Origin of the sequence: Candidatus Galacturonatibacter soehngenii (genome assembly GCF_008830185.1) — a bacterium.
In the GTDB taxonomy this organism is placed as follows: domain Bacteria; phylum Bacillota; class Clostridia; order Lachnospirales; family Lachnospiraceae; genus Lachnotalea; species Lachnotalea soehngenii.
Map to the genome: position 1 here is coordinate 272,626 of NZ_WAGX01000004.1, position 19,588 is coordinate 292,213.

The following is a 19,588-nucleotide window of genomic DNA, read 5'->3' on the forward strand; positions in this document are numbered from 1 at the left end:
TTTAAAACCACTTACAAAAGAAAAGGGAGGAAATACAATTGAATACGATAGAGGAATACGTTGATGCTTTTATAAAAATATCTCCATATGTTCAAACGCTATATGAAGGAGAGGTTTCTGTTGCGATTACTGATTTGGAGAAATTTATTTATACAAATTATACTTCAAAGCTGGATTTAAAGGCAAAAGAAGGAGATGCCATTCCAAAGGGCGGCGCAATAAAAGAAGCGATAGATACTGGCAGAGAGGTTGTAAAAGAAGTTCCTTCTCATGTTTACGGATTACCTTTTAAATCCTATGCTGTTCCAATTAAAAATGATAATCAGGTAATAGGTGTTATCGTTTTTGGAAAGAGCCTTGAAAAGAAAAAAAAGTTAAATGCAGTATCAGAGGAAGTAGTGACTAGTCTAAATGAGATATCTGCTGCATTAAATACAGTTTCACAAGGTGTTCAATCATTGGCTCTTATGAACAATGATTTAATGGAACAAAGTACAAATACGAAAAACCAGATGGAAGAAATAAAAAATGTTGTACAAGTAGTAGAGTCGATTGCTTCCCAAACAAATCTGTTGGGCTTAAATGCTTCCATTGAGGCTGCAAGAGCAGGAGAAAATGGAAGAGGCTTTAGTATTGTGGCTCAAGAAATAAGAAATTTGTCTAATTCATCAAGTGAATCAATGAAAAAGATTAGAGCAGTGATTCAAAGTATCACATCCTCAACACAAATCATAAATGATAGGATTACGGAGTTTAATGACGTATCTCAAAATCAATCTGCTTCTTTAGAGGAGATTACAGCTTCATTAGAAGAAATAAGTAACACATCTAAGATACTTGATGATTTATCGAACAAGTTATAAGAGGTTTGTAAATTGGCATTGATAATAATGTAGAGTCATAAAAAAGGCTACCGAAAATGGTAGCCTTTTTTATGACTCTCTTGATTAATTTTTTATTCTCGATCTAACAAAGACTTATACTCGGTATGCTTAGCAATACTTTTGTAGGCTGGTCTTATAATCTTACCATTATTAATAATTTCTTCAATTCGATGAGCACTCCAGCCGCTGATTCTTGAAATAGCAAAAATTGGTGTATATAATTCAAGTGGTAAATCTAACATGCTATATACGAATCCGCTATAAAAGTCTACATTTGCACTTACGCCCTTATACATCTTACGTTCTTTTGCAATTACATGTGGTGCAAGTTGCTCTACCAATGAATAAAGTTTAAACTCGTCGTTGCGTCCTTTTTCAGCAGCAAGTTTTTCCACGAAACCTTTAAAAATTTCAGCACGAGGATCAGATAAAGAGTATACTGCATGACCGATTCCATAGATTAAACCAGCTTTATCAAATGCTTCTTTGTGTAAAAGAGCAGTCAAATAATTAGAGATTTCATCTTCATCTGACCAGTCTTTGATTTTTGACTTCATATCTTCAAACATTCGAATAACCTTGATGTTAGCTCCACCATGACGAGGGCCCTTTAGAGAACCTAACGATGCAGCTATGGCTGAATAAGTATCTGTGCCAGTAGATGTGACAACGTGAGTAGTGAAAGTAGAATTGTTACCGCCGCCATGTTCTGCATGTAAAACCAATGCAATATCTAATATCTTAGCTTCCAAAGAAGTATATTTGCTGTCAGGCCTAAGGATATATAGAATGTTTTCAGCAGTAGAAAGCTCAGGCTGTGGAGCATGGATGTATAGGCTATTTCCGTCATGATAATGACTATACGCTTGGTATCCATAAACCGATAACAACGGAAATAAGCTAATAAGTTGTAAACATTGCCGTAAAACATTAGGCAAAGAAGTATCATCCGCATTATCATCATAAGAATATAATGTTAGTACACTACGTGCCAATGTATTCATCATATCGTGGCTAGGTGCTTTCATTATAATATCTCTAACAAAGCTTGTTGGTAGGGTTCTGTATCCCGCTAATAATGTTGTGAAATCAATTAATTGTTTTTTTGTGGGCAATTTTCCAAAAAGTAGGAGGTAGGTTACTTCTTCAAAACCAAATCGGTCATCTTCAATAAAACCCTTCACGATGTCTTCTACATCAATTCCTCGGTAATATAATTTTCCTTCACATGGGACGAGTTCATGATCTTCGATGGTGTATGATTTTACTTCTGCAATGTCTGTTAATCCAGCTAATACACCTTTACCATTAATATCACGTAAACCTCGTTTTACTTCATATTTTGTATATAAGGTTGGGTCGATTTGGCCAGTACTGGTACAAAGTTTTGATAAGTCGAGTATTTTGTCTGTTATATCGGATAAACCATTTGAATTCATTTGTTTCTTCCCCCTTTGTTCTAGTATTTTTTTCAAATTATATACCACTCCATAATATCATAAAATTCTAATATAATACAAGATAAAAATTTTTACGAAAATTTTAGAAAAATTATATTTATTTCATTTTATACTATTTAAATCAAAAGACCTTTTGGTTTTTATTGGTAATTTGTGAGAGTTTTATGAATCTGCCAAAAAAACTGTTAAATATTAAAAAAATGTGGTAATATATGTTATGTATAGTATTTTTTAGGTATGAGGTAGTAGCTGTGAGGGCATGATATGAGATGGTATCGTAAATTATATATTGGAAAAACGGCAAAAAAGAAAAGATATGAAATAGTTTGGAAAGTAAAGCATAGAGCAGGAATGCTAGGCGTTTATGTCATTACTTTAGCTTCGAATGAAGAGAATCTTTTAGATATCATAGATTCATCAGTCCTTTTACAGCCTTTTTATAAAAATGAAAATATTTTTATTGTAGGTATCGCATGTGGATATGAAGAAGCAGTAGAGTTGGCTGCCCACATCATCGATGAACTTTATAGGAAGACAGGTGAATTTCAAATCAGGAAATTTATAACAAATGAACGGTAGGAGTAGAATATGCTGCATGTATTAGTAGTTATATTAAAGTTAATCGGGATTATAATATTGACAATCTTACTATTGGCATTATTTCTCTTGACAATTGTCTTGTTTGTACCAGTCAGGTACCGAGCATATGCGATTAAGAAAGATGAGCGTTATGCAAAGGCAAATGTTTCTTGGTTGCTACATTTACTCCATTTTAATCTTTATTATGATGAAAACGGATTACAAACAACTCTAAAAATAGCAGGGATATCTAGTCAAAACTGGCAAGATTTATTTTTGAAAATAAAACGAATTTTTGTAAGGAAAAATGGTATTAAAAGTCCAAGTTCAGATAAAAAGAAACGAAGTAGCCAAAAGAAAAAAAAGAGTCAAGAAGTAATTGTTAAAGAAAAAAAAGAGGAATCATATGAGTTCGATTCTAAAACAATAACAGAACATCCGAAATTATCAAAAGAAACAAAAGTGGAAAGCCAAAGGCAAAATACGGATGAAAAAAAGATACCTAAAAATGAAAACAATAAAATCATTGATAGTGCACCTACTCCCAAAGCCAAACAGCCTAAGAAAAAGTCGATACACTGGTTAAACAAAATAATAAAGAAAATAAAGAATATCATCGCAAGATTTAAAAATATTGCCAAGAAGGTAATATTAACTTTAAGAAATGCAAAAGATAAGATAGAAGAAATAAAATCATTCTTACAAGATGAAGGAAATAGACAGGCCTTTATTCTAGGAAAAGGTCAATTGTATCGATTAATAAGACACATAAAACCTAAAAAATATAAAATAAACTTAAAATTTGGTACAGGAGATCCTGCATCAACAGGACAAGTGTTAGGAATATTAGGAATGCTGATGCCGCTATACAAAAAAAATGCGACTATTATACCGGATTTTGAGAATATCATATTAGAAGGTCATATTTATATGAAGGGTAGGATAACCATTGCAAAGTTATTACTCCTTGGCTTTCAATTATATCGGGATAAAAATGTAAAACGGTGCTATCAAATGATAATGGATTAGGAGGATCAAATATGTCAGTGGATAACAGTTTCAGTTCAACAATGGGTTCTTTATTTAAAGGAATGGATGGATTTATTAACAGTAAGACAGTAGTTGGAGATGCCATTAAGGTGGGGGATACGATTGTATTACCTTTGATTGATGTTACGTTTGGAGTTGCAGGTGGTGCCTTTACTGAGGATGGTAAGAAAAACAATGGAGCAGGCGGAATGGGCGGTAAAATGTCCCCTAGTGCTGTATTAGTCATACAAAATGGTAATACAAAGCTTGTAAATATTAAAAATCAAGATGGAATCACCAAGATTCTTGATATGGTTCCTGATATTATTAATAAATTTACGAGTGGTTCTTCAAAAGAAAAGGTAAATATGAATGATGATATAGAAGATGCAATTAAGTCATCTGTAAATGATACAGAATCAGAAGAATAAATGTTTGTTTAATACAACGATTACGTTAGTAAAAGTTCGTCTACACTTGAAAAAAGCAATTTGATATGCTATTCTTTGAGTGGAGCGGTATTCGTTGAAACTGCATCTGATGAAAACCAAAACATCATGAGATTTTGAAATAAGACAAAAGCTTGTATCTTAGGAATAAGACTTTTCAATAATTTCAATGAATTATCGTATGTGATGTTGAAAAAAAGAAGTACGTAACACTGTATTATTTTGTGGTATGTTCATCAAATGATTTTCATAATACAACTCCAAAAATAAAATTTTGGAGGAAAACATGAAGAATACAATTGTAACATTAAAAGAAGCGAAACAAAAAAATAAAAAGATAACCATGCTCACTGCTTACGATTATTCAACAGCCAAGCTGATGGATGAGGCAGGTGTGAATGCCATTTTAGTAGGGGATTCACTGGGTATGGTTATTTTAGGTTATACGGATACGATATCTGTTACAATGGAAGATATGATACATCATTCCAAAGCGGTATCCAATGGCTGCAAGCAAGCCCTAGTCGTAACAGATATGCCTTTTTTATCCTATCAGACATCTACTTATGATGCAGTGGTCAATGCAGGACGTATCATGAAAGAAGGAAGGGCTGGTGCTGTAAAGTTGGAGGGTGGCAGTGAGGTAATAGAGCAAATACAAGCAATTGTAAAAGCTTCAATACCTGTTATGGGACATCTAGGGCTTACTCCACAGTCTATTCATTCATTTGGTGGTTTTAAAGTACAAGGGAAAAATGAAACGGCTGCAAAAAAAATACTTGAAGATGCAATTGCCTTACAAGAAGCAGGCGTATTTGCGATTGTTTTAGAATGTGTTCCAGAAGCTTTGGCTAAGTTAATATCCGATAAACTTACAATTCCAACAATTGGAATTGGAGCAGGCGCAGGTTGTGATGGTCAGGTCTTAGTATATCAGGATATGCTAGGAATGTATGGTGAGTTAACACCTAAGTTTGTAAAGAGATTTGGAAATGTTGGAGAACAGATGAAAGAAGCGTTTTCTACCTATATAAAAGAAGTGCAAGAGGGAGCTTTTCCAGCAAAAGAACATTGTTTCACAATAGAGGAAGAAATCATAGCTAAGCTTTACTAGAAAGGGATGAAGATAAAATGATCATAGCCAATACAATAAAAGAGGTAAGATTACAAATAAAAGCATGGATGAAAGAGGGGAAAAGCATAGGCTTTGTACCTACGATGGGTTTTTTGCATGAAGGCCATCAAAGTCTTATAGAGCGTGCAAAAAAAGAGAATGATAAAGTGGTCGTTAGTGTCTTTGTAAATCCTACACAATTTGGACCAACCGAAGATTTAGAAAGTTATCCGAGAGATTTTGAAAAAGATACAATGCTTTGTGAAATGACAGGAGCAGACTTGATTTTTCATCCAGATGCTAAGGAAATGTATGAAAAAGGTGCCAGTACATTGATTCACGTAGAGGGACTTACCAATGCATTGTGTGGAAAATCAAGGCCAACACATTTTGGCGGTGTGTGCCTTGTTGTAAGTAAACTATTTCACATTGTATCACCAGATCGGGCATATTTTGGTGAAAAAGATGCACAGCAGCTTGCGGTGATAAAACGAATGGTCAAGGACTTAAATTTTGATATTGAAATAGTTGGATGCCCTATTATAAGAGAAGTAGATGGTTTGGCAAAAAGTTCAAGGAATGCTTATTTGAATACGCAAGAAAGAGCAGCCGCTACGATATTAAATAAGGCTCTTACAAAGGGGAAAGAAACGATATTAGCAGGTGAAACAAATGTGGTAAAGGTGAAAAATGAAATAACTGAAATAATTTGTAAAGAACCTTTGGCAAAAATTGATTATGTTGAAATCGTCGATTTTGATACGATTGCACCAGTCAAGAGCATAAAAGGAAATATTTTGGTGGCAGTGGCAGTATTTATTGGAAAAACAAGACTGATTGATAATTTTATCATACAAGCATAGGAGGTATTAGTTTGATTCTTACGATGTTAAAGGCTAAAATTCATAGAGCAGTGGTGCAACAGGCAGACCTTTCCTATGTAGGAAGTATCACGATTGATGAAGAATTATTGGAGAAATCAGGTATTTTAGAATATGAAAAGGTACAGATTGTAGATGTTAATAATGGTAATCGATTTGAAACCTACACGATTGCAGGGGAAAGAGGTTCAGGTTTGATTTGTTTAAATGGTGCAGCTGCAAGGTGTGTTCAAGTAGGTGACCATATTATCATTATGAGTTATGTGCAGATGGAGGAAAAAGAAGCAAAAGAGCATAGACCAAAGGTCGTGTTTGTTGATGAAGACAATAAAATAACAAAGATAACTAATTATGAAAAACACGGAACCATACGTTAGGAGATGAGTGGAATGCTGAAAGGAAAAACAATTATATTAGGAGTAACAGGAAGCATCGCAGCATACAAAATAGCTAGTCTTGCAAGTATGTTAGTTAAATTAGAGGCAGATGTTCATGTTATTATGACGCAGAATGCGGCAAATTTTATAACACCAATTACGTTTGAATCACTTACAGGTAATAAGTGTTTGATCGATACCTTTGATCGAAATTTCAAGCATCAGGTAGAGCATGTCTCTATAGCTAAAAAAGCGGATGTATGCTGTATTGCACCCGCAAGTGCGAATGTAATCGGAAAAATGGCTAACGGAATCGCAGATGATATGTTAACGACTACGGTATTAGCGTGTAAGTGTAAAAAGATTGTAGCACCTGCCATGAATACGAATATGTATACGAATCCAATTGTGATAGATAATATGGAGAAATTAAAACAGTATGGATTTGAAGTAATAAAAGCAGATAGTGGATATTTGGCTTGTGGGGATACAGGAGAAGGAAAAATGCCCTCACCTGAAGTACTACTTGAATATATTCTAAAAGAATTGGCTTATCAAAAGGATATGATAGGAAAAAAAGTTCTTGTTACGGCAGGGCCAACCAGAGAAAAAATTGATCCAGTAAGATTTATTTCCAATCATTCTTCTGGGAAAATGGGGTATGCCATAGCAAAAAACTGTATGCTTAGAGGCGCAAACGTACTTTTGATTACTGGAAAAACAAATCTGGAGGTACCTTTATTTGTGCAAAGGATTGAAGTAGAAAGTGCAAAGGAAATGTTTGAGGCGGTAGCTACGCATTACAAGGATTGTGATATAGTTATAAAGTGTGCTGCCGTAGCAGACTATACCCCAGTAAATGTTAGCGATCATAAAATCAAGAAAAATAAAGAGGATATGCAGATTGACTTAGAAAAGACAACTGATATATTAAAATATTTGGGAGAGAACCGCATCAAGAACCAATATATTTGTGGATTTTCTATGGAAACAGAAAACATGTTGGAAAATTCAAAAGAAAAAAGAAAGAAAAAAAATATTGATATGATAGTGGCGAATAATTTAAAAGATGATGGAGCAGGGTTTGGCATAAATACAAACAAAGTGACCATAATTACAGAAAAGGATTGCGTATCACTTCCGATTATGAGCAAGGATGAAGTTGCAGAAAAAATAGTAAATGAAATTCTTAAAAATAATAATTTAAAATAGGTATGCCGCATATAATATGATAAACAAGACAATGGGGATGGAGTAATGAGAAGATTAATAGGTTTTATTCTATTTTGGATGGCGTTTGGAATGTTTCTAATGTTATTACTCCATAATAGTTTCCTAGGCTGGCTACTTGTTTTTGGTTTATTGATAATAGGTTATAATTTATTTTGTTGTTAGTAGGTAATTTGATAACATAATAGAAGCGTTCCGTTATGATAACAAATAGGAAATTCGTTTGAATTTCCTATTACATACCATATAAAAAAGAGCTCATATAAAAAGGTTTATACAAAAATCTTTTTATATGAGCTCTTTTCTTAAGGTAGAAAATTAAGCACGTTCAACTAAACCTGATTTTAAACATGAAGTACAAACATACATTTTCTTTGCACCACCGTTGCTTAGATTTACTTTAACGGACTTTACATTAGATTTCCACATTTTACTTGATTTTCTATTCGAATGACTCACGTTGTTTCCGAAGTGAGCACCTTTTCCACAAACTGAACACTTTGCCATATTAGCACCTCCTTATATAAAATCATAACAAAACTATTCTATCAGAAATGGAATAACTTTGCAAGGGTAAAATAAAAAAACAAGTTAAAGTAGAAAAACATATTTCATTTTTACTAAAAAAAGGTTATAATACTTATATCCTATTGCTATTTTAAGAAATGGCATGCTATAGGTTTTGTTTCAGTTCATTCATATTACACAAAATTCAGGTTATATGGCTGAACTGTAGCTTAATTTCAATGATGTATGACATTGAATTGAAAATATAAATGGAGGTAGTAAACGATGAAAGGACGCATGAATAATAGTTACGGTGAAGTGCTTATAGATACAGAAGTAATTGCGAATTATGCAGGGTCTACGGCAGTGGAATGTTTTGGCATCGTGGGAATGGCAGCGGTTAATGTGAAAGATGGACTTGTTAAACTTTTGATGAGAGAAAGTCTAACACATGGTATCACTGTGGATATTATTGATAATAAACTGATTTTGAATTTTCATGTTATTGTTGCATATGGAGTTAGTATATCAACAGTAGCAGATAATCTTATTAGCAACGTAAAATACAAAGTTGAAGAATTTACCGGGATGGAAGTAGAAAAAATTAACATCTTTGTTGAAGGCGTTCGTGTCATAGATTAATTTAAGGAGGAACATATTGTGACAACTAACAGGATAGATGCCGAAATGCTATCAAAGATGTTTTTGGCAGGCGCAAAAAATATAGAGGCTAAGAAGGAATGGATAAATGAACTTAATGTATTTCCAGTTCCGGATGGAGATACAGGTACGAATATGTCATTGACGATTATGGCAGCAGCCAGAGAGGTAAGTGCTCTTAAGAATCCGACAATGACAGATTTGGCAAAGGCTATTTCATCAGGCTCCTTAAGAGGCGCTAGAGGTAATTCGGGAGTTATTCTTTCACAGCTTTTTAGAGGATTTACCAAAGTTATTAAGGATTATGAAGATATCGATAAATTTACAATCACGAACGCATTTCAAAAGGCAGTAGAAACAGCTTACAAAGCAGTTATGAAACCAAAAGAGGGAACCATTTTGACAGTGGCCAAAGGAATGGCGGATAAATGCTGTGAGATTGTTGATGAAGTAGATGATTTGGAAGAATTTTTGAGACAGGTTATTGAGTATGGCGAGTATGTGCTAAGTCAGACACCTGAAATGCTTCCAGTCCTAAAGCAGGCAGGAGTTGTAGACTCTGGCGGGCAGGGATTAATGGAAGTGATAAAGGGTGGATTTGATGCTTTCTTAGGAAAAGAAATTGATCTATCCATTCAAGGGTCTAATCCATTTTCTATGAAAAAAAGTACTGCTTCAAATCACGAACCTAGCGATATTAAGTTTGGTTATTGCACAGAATTTATTGTTATGCTTGAAAAAGAATATACGATGGAAACAGAACATGAATTCAAAGAATATTTAAGTTCGATTGGAGACTCATTAGTGGTTGTATCGGATGATGATATTGTAAAAGTTCATGTACATACGAATGATCCAGGGCTTGCGATACAAAGAGGATTAACGTATGGTTCTTTAACTAGCATGAAGATCGATAACATGAGAGAAGAGCATAATGAAAGACTGATTAAGGATGCGGAAAAGCAAGCCATGCTTCAGGCGGAAGAAATGAAAAAAGCTCCAAAGAAAGAAGTTGGATTTATCTGCGTATCTGTAGGCGAAGGGATTAATAATATCTTTACTGAACTTGGTGTAGATTACTTAATTGAAGGTGGTCAAACCATGAATCCAAGTACAGAGGATATGTTAAATGCCATAGAAAAAGTAAATGCAGAGAATATATTTATTTTGCCAAATAATAAAAATATTATTTTAGCGGCAAATCAAGCAAAAGAGTTAGTGGAAGATAAAAACATATTTGTAATTCCAACAAAAACAGTTCCGCAAGGAATTACAGCAGTAATTAATTATGTACCTGATAAGACTCCACAAGAAAACGAGAAAAACATTCAGGAAGAAATTGCAAGGGTTAAGACTGGGCAAGTAACATACGCAGTTCGAGATACCAATATTGACGGAAAAGAAATAAAAGAAAATGACATAATGGGTATTGGTGATCATTCGATACTAGCAGTCGGTAATACGGTTGATAAAGTATTAAAGGACATGATAAGAGAAATTATCGATGAGGATTCTGAATTAATCAGCCTATATTATGGTGAAGATATTACAGAAGAAGTTGCGAATGAAGTTGCAGATGAGATAGCTAAAGAATATAACAATTGCGATGTTGAGGTTCACTTTGGGGGACAGCCGATTTATTATTATATTGTTTCAGTTGAATAGTAATAGTAATATCTGAGAGTGAGAAGAGTATGTTGAGGGAAGAATTAAAAAAATTAGAAGATAGTGTTAGGGTCGTTATTTCAAATGATAAAATTGAAGCGTACCTTGAGATTGTTGAAGATATCTCAATGTATCAAGTATCAGACATAATTGAATTCTTGAATCATCATAACGTTATTTACGGTATTGATGAAGCAAGAATTGTTGTAATGTTAAATGAAAAAGAAGTAAATAAAAAGGTTCTGGTAGCGAAAGGAATTCCAGCTAGTAAGGGTAGTGATGGATTTTATAAATATTTTTTTAATACAGAACCTGTAAGCGGTACCATCATTCTAGAAGATGGTACCGTTGATTACAATATGCTTGGTAAAATGGTAATTTGTAATGAAAATGATTTGTTGGTGGAATACCACAAAGCAATTCCTGGAACAAATGGAGTGAGTGTGACAGGTGACGTGATTTTAGCGCAACCTGTAAAAGAGTTAAAGCCTTTAAAAGGAAAAGGCTTTAACATAAACGAAGAAGATAATTGCTATTATGCTAAGTTTGATGGAAAGATTGATTTTGATGGAAGCGTACTAAAGGTGTCACAAGTGTATGTAGTCGAAGGAGATCTAAGTGCAAATACTAAGCCGATTAAATTCTGCGGAGATGTTGTTGTACTGGGTAATATCTTTGGGGATGCGAAAATAGAAGCAGTAGGTAATATTACAGTAAACGGATGTGTTGAATCTGCTACATTGTTATCAGGTAAAAGTGTATTGCTAAAGAATGGAATGCAAGGTAATGGAAAAGGTTACATTTTTGCAAAAGGAGATGTATCAGCTAAGTTTTTTGAACAGACAACTGTTGTAGCAAAAGGGAATATTAATTCAAACTATATATTAAATTGTGATATGTATGCGAACAAAAAAATCATTGTATCGGGTAAAAGAGGCGCTATTATAGGCGGAAACGTACGAGCTATAGAACTAATATCAGCCTCTTCTATTGGCAACCCAGCCCTTCTGTCTACAAAAGTAGAAATAGGTGTTGGCAATGATTATTACTTTACCATACAAGCAATTGAAGATAAGATTACAAAATTACAAGATGAGATTGAAGAATTAGATAAAAAACTTGCTCGTATCTTGGAGAAAATAAAGGACAATCCGCTCACTCTTTTAATCGATGCAAGAAATGAAACCATAAAAGAAAAGATAGAAAAGTCAGCCAAGTATAACGAACAATGTAAAGTCAAGGAAGAAATGATTAGTCAAAAACAGCGCTCGATTAGTGGAAGTATTGTTGTATCTGGCAGTGTATTTCCCAATACCAATGTGAGTATCAATGGTATTTCAAATATAATTAGAGATTGTTATCGAAATGTTACCTTATCCAGAAATAATAACGAAATAAGAATTTATTCAAACTTACATGGATAGAGAGAATCAAGAAAAGGATTCTCTTTTTTGTATAAGGAAAGCTGTGACTTCTATGCATTTTACTAAATAAAGAATTAGAGGTATTTCATATGAACAAAGAAACGCATGTTATTCAATTAAAAGGAATCGGAGAAAAAACGAGTCAATTATTCCATAAGATGGGTATTTGTACAGTGGAGGATTTAATTCGTTATTACCCAAGAGATTATGATGTTTTTAAAGAACCCATTTTAATTGAAGCAATCAAAAATGACGAGGTTGTTGCAATTCAGGGAATGATTCTTAAAAATTTAGAAATAAAACGTGTTCGTAATTTACAGATTGTATCTGGTGTCATACAAGATGCGAGTGGATTATTAAAGGTGACATGGTTTAATATGCCATTTTTGCGTAATTCCATAAAACAAGGTTATCGACTGATTCTTCGAGGCAGGGTAGTAATAAAAAATGGAAGTCAAGTAATGGAGCAACCACAAATATATCAGGTGAATGCTTATGAAGAAATAGTGGAATCCATGCAACCAATCTATAGTTTAGTTGCAGGCATAACCAATCAAGCAGTATTAAAAGCTGTAAAGCAAGTAATTTGCCAAAAAGACGTGGTATCTGAATATTTACCTGCCACAATAAGAGAACAATATCATTTGGCTGAATACAATTTTGCTATAGAAAATATTCATTTTCCTAAAAATATGGAAGATTTGCTAATTGCTAGAAATCGACTGGTTTTTGATGAATTCTTTCTATTTATTATGGCACTTAGGCAATTGAAAGAAAAGAAAGAGAAAGCCAATAATGCATTTGCTTTAAGGAAAGTAGACAAAGTCAATGAATTGATTGAAAAACTGCCTTATAAATTAACCAATGCGCAATTAAAGGTGTGGAAAGAAATAGAAGCTGACATGACCAGTGAAAAAGTAATGAATCGATTGGTACAAGGTGATGTAGGCTCTGGTAAAACGATTGTTGCAATTCTTGGAATTCTTATGGTGGTATGCTGTGACTATCAAGCTGCCTTTATGGCACCTACGGAGGTTCTGGCCAAACAACAATATGATTCGATGATTCACTTATTTGAGACGTATGGTTTTTCTTTTCGGGCTGTTTTATTAACAGGTTCCATGACGGCAAAAGAAAAAAGATTGGCTTATGAGCAAATAGAAAGTGGTCAAGCTAATGTCATTGTAGGAACACATGCATTGATTCAGGAAAAGGTCAATTATTACAATCTAGCACTTGTGATTACAGATGAGCAACATCGTTTTGGAGTAAGACAAAGGGAAACCCTAGCAAATAAAGGAAAAGAACCACATGTCCTTGTCATGAGTGCAACGCCAATCCCTAGAACATTGGCAATTATACTCTATGGTGATTTGGATATATCTGTGATTGATGAGCTTCCAGCTGAACGACAAGTAATTAAGAACTGTGTTGTAAATAGCAGCTATCGTCCAACTGCCTATCGCTTTATTCAAAAAGAAGTAGAAAGCGGACGTCAAGCCTACATTATTTGTCCAATGGTAGAAGAAAGCGAAAATATTGAAGCGGAAAATGTAATCGAATACACCGAAATTCTAAAAGATGCACTACCGCCTAATATAACGGTGGAATATTTACATGGTAAGATGAAAGCAAAAGATAAAAATCAGATTATGGAACGATTCGCAAGTAACCAAATTCAGGTATTGGTATCAACCACAGTGGTGGAAGTAGGGGTAAATGTTCCAAATGCAACAGTGATGATGATCGAGAATGCTGAACGCTTTGGTTTGGCACAGCTACACCAGCTAAGAGGACGAGTGGGAAGAGGGAAATATCAATCTTATTGCATCTTGGTAAATGGCTCAGATAGTAAGGCATCTAAAAAAAGACTTGAGATTTTAAACAAGTCAAACGATGGGTTTTTCATTGCCAGTGAAGATTTAAAGCTTCGAGGACCAGGTGACTTGTTTGGAATCAGGCAAAGTGGTGTCTTAGAATTTAAAATTGGTGATGTTTTTACAGATGCATCCATTCTTCAACAGGCAAGTGATGCTGCGACGTGGTTATTGGAAGAAGATGAGAAGCTTCAACGAAAAGAGCATGAGAATTTAAAAGAGAGATTAGATAAATATTTGAACCATAGCCTTAATAAGCTAAGTTTATAAAACGACAGCGAAAGATTCGCTGTCGTTTTAGTTCTTAATAAATATAGTTGCCTCTAACGATTTGGCATGGACTTAAATTTTTTAGCGTTGTATTTTGGAACAATTGATTTCCAAGACTTAGCTTTAATTACTTTCAACGCAAATTTGGTGTATTTCTCAGAGTCTGGAGTGTCCATGTATTTGTACACGTTATAGGCGTACTTACCTTTGATACCAAAGCTTAGACCTTGATCCACCTCTACTTGAGCATCCTCTAGGCTTCGCATAATAAAAGCATCAACCATCGGATTGAATTCTGCCATATAATAGGCATAAGCAATGGCAGCCGCTTGTACCTTCTCACCGCTTTGAGATGTAAAACCTACCTCTGATAAAATGATACGTTTATTTTTTCCATATTGCTTTTTTACATAGTTTGAAAGCACAGTTAAGTTCTTCATGTTAATAATCGGTGAGTTATCTTTGTTACTTATAAAATCATTATTCCAAAAATCTGCATCGGTAAGTGGAACTGGATATGGATGATATGCAATATCCCAGTTAACATTACCTTCCGCTTGGAGAATCGAATTAAACTTTTCTAAAAATGCTTTTGAGCCATAGGAGCCTTCATTCGACATAGCCCACATATGATCCAATGACACATAGACGCGTGCATTTGCATATACACTTTTGGTTGCATTATAAACCAAACGGAAGGTATCGGCATAGATTTGTGTGTATTTATCGATGTTGCTAGTACCTGCATAATTCCACGTGTCGAAATTATCCACCTCGTTTCCTACAATCCATCCTGCAATGCCAGGTCCAGTTTTGCTTACCTTACAGCAATACTCTGCTAAATAAGTAACGGTAGCTTCTAATTGTTCTTTTACTTTTTTGTCTTTTGTGTTCCATGCATAATAAGCATAACCATACTCTCTAGCACCTGGAGCGATTAGATTTGTTTTACTACTCCATCCAAGTAAAAGGATACCATAAACAACTGCACCATTTCTTTCATAATCTCTAGCGGTATATGCATATTGATTGGCAACATCCCTTCTGAAATAATAGGTCTTTCCTTTGTACTCATATTCATCAGTCGAGTGATTGCCATATTCTGATTTGGTAGCGATTAAGTCATTTACCTCAATATTTAGAACCGTATGGTTGATACCTAAGCTTGACGAATATCCTTGTAACCCTTTTTTGGTTGAGGTAGTAGGAAATGCATAGGTATAGTTTGCGGCACCTTCAGGATTGGAAATATACTGAAAGGAGCTTATGATTTGGTATTTTGACTTTTGTTTTATTGCTATAACAAATTTTGAATGTAACAGGTTATTGCTTCCTTCTATATCAAGTGGAGCCGCAAAGGTTACACTCGTGGATTTTTCTGATTTTGCTATCGGTTTTAGCTTTTTAATATTTGTCTGTGTAGATGGCACACTAAACAAATAATAGTAGCTGTCACTACTTTTAACAATTTTACTTGCTTTTGCTTTTACAGTTACAGTATCTGTATTCGTAATTTTACAGCTACTAATTTTAGCAGAGGAGGAAGTTGCCTTTACTTCTTCAACGCCTGATTTTATTTTAATCTTTTTGACACCGCTGTATGAGCCATATACTTTTTCACCGCTAGAATCAAGCAAGTATCCACGTACTTTTACATAGTAAGTTTTATTTTTAATTAAGTTTTTTACTGTAACAGTCGTTTTTGAAGTAGTGGTGGTTCTTAAATTGCTTTTGAAATTTTTAGCAGTGGAACAAAGAACTTCATATCCTTTCACCCCTTCTATGGCTGGATAAGTAATAGTAAGCTTTCCTTTTCCAGAGGCTGTCAACTTTTTAATTGTTGTAGTTTCATTAACAGAAAGTTGTGTCCATTTTGCATAAACAGTGATATCTGTAGTAGTTCCCGAAGGAATGGAAGAAAGGGGCAAAGAGTAGTTATTATCTTTATACCAACCGTCAAATACATATCCCTTCTTTACGGGAATTGGTAAAGTAACCGTAGTATCCTCTTGAAAAGTAAGAACCGCATCAGCGGGGTTACTTCCACCATCTAATTGATACGTGATGTTATGTGTGGTCTTTTTTGGCTTTGCCGTATTCGCATCAATCGTCACCAAGTTTTGGTCAGGTGAAGCGTCATTTGTATCAGCAATAGGTGAAGTTGGATTAGTTTCCTCTTTGGTAGGAATTGTATCAGATTCTATGTCAAGATTACTTTTTTCTTCTGTGTTTTCTTGGTTGGAATCATTTTTGCTAGACTCTAAAGAAGTCTCGGATTCAGTATGACTTGTCGACTCACCTTCTTTTGTTGATTCCTTTGGATCAATAGATTCATCATTAGTAGAATCAGAAAAATCAACTTCAATGACTTCATCGTTTACATACCGTTTTACGTTAGTTGGTATAACGGAGAAATCAAGCTCACTGCTTTGTTGATCGGAGTAGTTAAATGATACCAGATTCACAAGAAGTTGTAGTCCTGTTAGGTCCTTGATATCGTATGAAGCAATGTCAAGACAGGTAATAAGACTTAATTCCTCTTGGTCTAAAATTTGATCCTTATTCTTATCGTACTTATCTAGTAGTAGATTCCTTAAAACCAAATCAGGAAATGTGGTTTCATCAACCATGATGTCACTACATTCGTTCTTATAAAAAAGGAAAGAAAAATTAAGTGTAGTATGTGTCGACGTAGTATCTTTTGTATCTACTTCATAGGTAACCACTAAGGAATCTGTAAAAGATGGAAAATTAATTTTATTGTCTTCTAATATGAATTCCTCTGACCAAGAAGTAGTTTTAGCAATATCAAAATCGTCTAAAGTGGATAAATCAAAAAGATTGCTTTCATCTACTTTAAGTGCTCTTGCATTCCCCACACAAGTCAAATTCGTTAAGTTTGGTTGATGTGATAAATCAAGCGAAGTTAATTGATTAAAAGAGCAATCAAGTGTGATAAGGTTTTGAAGGGCGTCAAGGTTTAAAGTGGTAATAAAATTATTGCGACAAACCAACTCCTCCAAATTCGTAAAAATTTCAATGCCTTCTAAGGAAGTAATACCTAGATTACTTACATCAATTTTATGAATCTGTGTGATTTCTTCTTCAGATAATTCATTATCTTTGTCGGAATCAAAATTTTGAATCAAGTAGTTTAAAAAGATTTCATCTGGAAAAATATCTTGTGATAAACGAATCGTTTGCTTATCGTTAGATGATAAAGGTAAATCAGCAGTAAGTGATTCATCTGTTGTGATATCCTCCAAAACTTCAATATCAGTTGTAGTCTTTGCATGGGCAGTTATATTGCTGTAACCAAACATAGTTTCAAGAATAATAAAAAAGCACATCGCAAAGGATAAAAAACGATAAAGTGATGTTTTGTTATGACGTTTCATAAGTTTTCCCTCTCTTTTGTAAGAATAAATAGTGTATCATTTGATATTATTATAATATGCTATCTGCCTAGAAACAAGCGACAAGCACAATTTTATGAATTTATAATAATTATATGGAGAGAAAGTATTTTGCTTGATACGCATGATTGTTTTGGGATTATAAAAAATCTAGACAACAAGATATAAAAAAATTATAATAAAATCAGCTTTGAGGAATAAAAATTTTTCGCAATAAAATATTTAAATTTCATGCAGGGTGACCACCTGTGCGGTAAAATATAAGCAAGAAACTTTTCGCACAGGAGGATACAGATGACAAAAAAGGAAAAACGTAAGCGTAAAAAACAGGACCGTGGAATTGTTGATTTTATGATGGTTGCTAATCATTTTTTTCATGCATTGAAAGAATGGATTTTGGAAATGGATGATCCAAGGAACCCGAGTTATACCACATATACACAAACGGATCTAACTTATATGGCAATTCTGAAAAATGTATGTGGACAGCACTCAATGAGGGAAATGGAAGAAAACTTTAATAAGGAAACATGTATTGCTACTTTACGTCTTATGTCAGGAAATCAGAACCTAGAGGAAATGCCTCACTATGATACCTTGAATTATTATCTCGAAAAACTTTCGCCAGATTGCCTGTCAGGCTTGAGGAAAAAGATGGTTACAAGTCTAATCCGTGGGAAACAGTTCAACAGAGGACGTATGCTAGGAAAATACTGGCGTATTATTCTGGATGGAACGGGTTTGTTCTATTTCAAAGAGAAGCATTGTGATAACTGTCTTTGCGTGACAAGGAAGACGGACGATGGAAAGGCAATGAAGTTGTACTATCATAAAGTGTTGGAAGCAAAAATTGTATTGAATGATAATGTAGTTATAAGCCTAGGTACGGAATTCATAGAAAATGAAAAAGAAGATATAAGCAAGCAAGATTGTGAAATAAACGCAGCAAAACGTCTGCTAAAGAAAATAAAGAAAGACTACAAAAGACTGCCGATTTGTGTACAGGGGGATGCTTTGTATGCAACAGAACCATTCATGAATCTTTGCCGAAAAAAATATCATTGGGAGTATCTTTTTACACAGAAAAATACCAGACAAAAGAAACTGGGTGAGGGATTTGAATGGATCAAAAGCGGCGAAGATACAACGCGAAAGAAAGGGCTCTGTAAAGAAAAAGGAACGGCCTATTATGCAAACCATGTGGAAGAACTTGCTGAAAAAGAAGAGGTCATGAATGTATTAGAGTATGAATATGAGACGAAAGATAAAGAAGGGAAAAAGCAGATAATTCGTTTTCAATGGATAAGTAGTCTAGAAGTAACCAATCGAAATCTGGAAGAAATAATACTTGCAGGAAGAGGTCGTTGGAAAATAGAAAATGAAGGATTTAATAATCAGAAGAATGGAATTTATCGCATCGAACATCTTAACAGTAAAAACAGTAATGCGATGAAGAACCATTACCTGCTGACACAGATATCGGATATTCTGATGCAACTCTATCTTGCGTGGAATCCGTATATAAAGGAACTAAAACAGAGCATAAAAAATACATCTTCAGGCCTACTGGAAAGTTTTCGAGGACTAACAGTAACACAAGAAGATGTATCTTACATAAACAGATACACAACTGTGTATCTCGAATAACAAGCTAATTGTAGCACAGGTGGTGATTGAATGAAAGATGAAATAACAGAATATTTATCCACAAGCTTTAAAAATTGGTTAAGTAGCGCAGTAGGATGTGCATAACAATAAGAAACAAA

Annotated in this window: 16 protein-coding genes; 13 read left to right on the plus strand and 3 right to left on the minus strand. The window is 34.2% G+C overall.

Features of this window, described 5'->3' with window-relative positions; all coding sequences use genetic code 11:
* The first annotated feature begins 38 nt into the window (after positions 1–38).
* The gene (locus tag F7O84_RS03765) at positions 39–863 is read left to right on the plus strand and encodes a methyl-accepting chemotaxis protein (protein ID WP_243140799.1); all 825 of its coding nucleotides are present in this window, start codon (positions 39–41) and stop codon (positions 861–863) included.
* 92 nt (positions 864–955) lie between these two features.
* Here F7O84_RS03765 and F7O84_RS03770 read toward each other — a convergent pair whose 3' ends face one another.
* Complete coding sequence (locus F7O84_RS03770) at positions 956–2,323, minus strand: citrate/2-methylcitrate synthase (protein ID WP_151142097.1); 1,368 nt, start codon at positions 2,321–2,323, stop codon at positions 956–958.
* Positions 2,324–2,608: 285 nt separating this feature from the next.
* Here F7O84_RS03770 and F7O84_RS03775 point away from each other — a divergent pair, with 285 nt between their 5' ends.
* From F7O84_RS03775 to coaBC, 7 genes are all read left to right on the plus strand, one after another.
* Complete coding sequence (locus F7O84_RS03775; protein WP_151142099.1) at positions 2,609–2,923, plus strand: hypothetical protein; 315 nt, start codon at positions 2,609–2,611, stop codon at positions 2,921–2,923.
* A 9-nt stretch (positions 2,924–2,932) separates the two neighbouring features.
* Positions 2,933–3,952 carry a DUF2953 domain-containing protein gene (locus F7O84_RS03780; protein ID WP_151142101.1) on the plus strand — a complete coding sequence of 340 codons (1,020 nt, stop codon included), beginning with the start codon at positions 2,933–2,935 and terminating at the stop codon, positions 3,950–3,952.
* A gap of 11 nt (positions 3,953–3,963) precedes the next feature.
* On the plus strand, positions 3,964–4,383 hold the full coding sequence (locus F7O84_RS03785) for a GerW family sporulation protein (protein WP_151142103.1): 420 nt from the start codon (positions 3,964–3,966) through the stop codon (positions 4,381–4,383).
* A 304-nt stretch (positions 4,384–4,687) separates the two neighbouring features.
* Complete coding sequence (gene panB, locus F7O84_RS03790; protein ID WP_151142105.1) at positions 4,688–5,515, plus strand: 3-methyl-2-oxobutanoate hydroxymethyltransferase; 828 nt, start codon at positions 4,688–4,690, stop codon at positions 5,513–5,515.
* A 17-nt stretch (positions 5,516–5,532) separates the two neighbouring features.
* Complete coding sequence (panC, locus tag F7O84_RS03795) at positions 5,533–6,378, plus strand: pantoate--beta-alanine ligase (RefSeq protein WP_151142107.1); 846 nt, start codon at positions 5,533–5,535, stop codon at positions 6,376–6,378.
* Positions 6,379–6,389: 11 nt separating this feature from the next.
* Positions 6,390–6,773, plus strand: a complete 384-nt coding sequence (panD, locus tag F7O84_RS03800; RefSeq protein ID WP_151142109.1) for an aspartate 1-decarboxylase — start codon at positions 6,390–6,392, stop codon at positions 6,771–6,773.
* A 12-nt stretch (positions 6,774–6,785) separates the two neighbouring features.
* Entirely contained in the window at positions 6,786–7,985 is a 1,200-nt protein-coding gene (gene coaBC / locus F7O84_RS03805; protein ID WP_151142111.1) for a bifunctional phosphopantothenoylcysteine decarboxylase/phosphopantothenate--cysteine ligase CoaBC, read from the plus strand.
* Positions 7,986–8,321: 336 nt separating this feature from the next.
* Here coaBC and rpmB read toward each other — a convergent pair whose 3' ends face one another.
* Complete coding sequence (rpmB, locus tag F7O84_RS03810; RefSeq protein ID WP_151142113.1) at positions 8,322–8,510, minus strand: 50S ribosomal protein L28; 189 nt, start codon at positions 8,508–8,510, stop codon at positions 8,322–8,324.
* Positions 8,511–8,795: 285 nt separating this feature from the next.
* On the opposite strand from rpmB, the gene F7O84_RS03815 reads away from it, so the two are divergent.
* From F7O84_RS03815 to recG, 4 genes are all read left to right on the plus strand, one after another.
* Complete coding sequence (locus F7O84_RS03815; protein WP_151142115.1) at positions 8,796–9,152, plus strand: Asp23/Gls24 family envelope stress response protein; 357 nt, start codon at positions 8,796–8,798, stop codon at positions 9,150–9,152.
* Between the two features lie 18 nt (positions 9,153–9,170).
* Positions 9,171–10,835, plus strand: a complete 1,665-nt coding sequence (locus tag F7O84_RS03820) for a DAK2 domain-containing protein (protein ID WP_151142118.1) — start codon at positions 9,171–9,173, stop codon at positions 10,833–10,835.
* Positions 10,836–10,864: 29 nt separating this feature from the next.
* Positions 10,865–12,259 carry a DUF342 domain-containing protein gene (locus tag F7O84_RS03825; RefSeq protein WP_151142120.1) on the plus strand — a complete coding sequence of 465 codons (1,395 nt, stop codon included), beginning with the start codon at positions 10,865–10,867 and terminating at the stop codon, positions 12,257–12,259.
* Between the two features lie 89 nt (positions 12,260–12,348).
* Positions 12,349–14,406: an ATP-dependent DNA helicase RecG gene (gene recG / locus F7O84_RS03830; protein WP_151142122.1), complete on the plus strand. Its 2,058-nt coding sequence runs from the start codon at positions 12,349–12,351 to the stop codon at positions 14,404–14,406.
* Between the two features lie 53 nt (positions 14,407–14,459).
* Here the strand turns inward: recG and F7O84_RS03835 are convergent, their stop codons facing one another.
* Positions 14,460–17,804, minus strand: a complete 3,345-nt coding sequence (locus F7O84_RS03835) for a DUF5722 domain-containing protein (RefSeq protein WP_151142124.1) — start codon at positions 17,802–17,804, stop codon at positions 14,460–14,462.
* A 312-nt stretch (positions 17,805–18,116) separates the two neighbouring features.
* Here F7O84_RS03835 and F7O84_RS03840 point away from each other — a divergent pair, with 312 nt between their 5' ends.
* A complete protein-coding gene (locus F7O84_RS03840; RefSeq protein WP_151142126.1) occupies positions 18,117–19,469 on the plus strand; it encodes a transposase in 1,353 nt (450 codons plus the stop codon).
* The last annotated feature ends 119 nt before the right edge of the window (positions 19,470–19,588 follow it).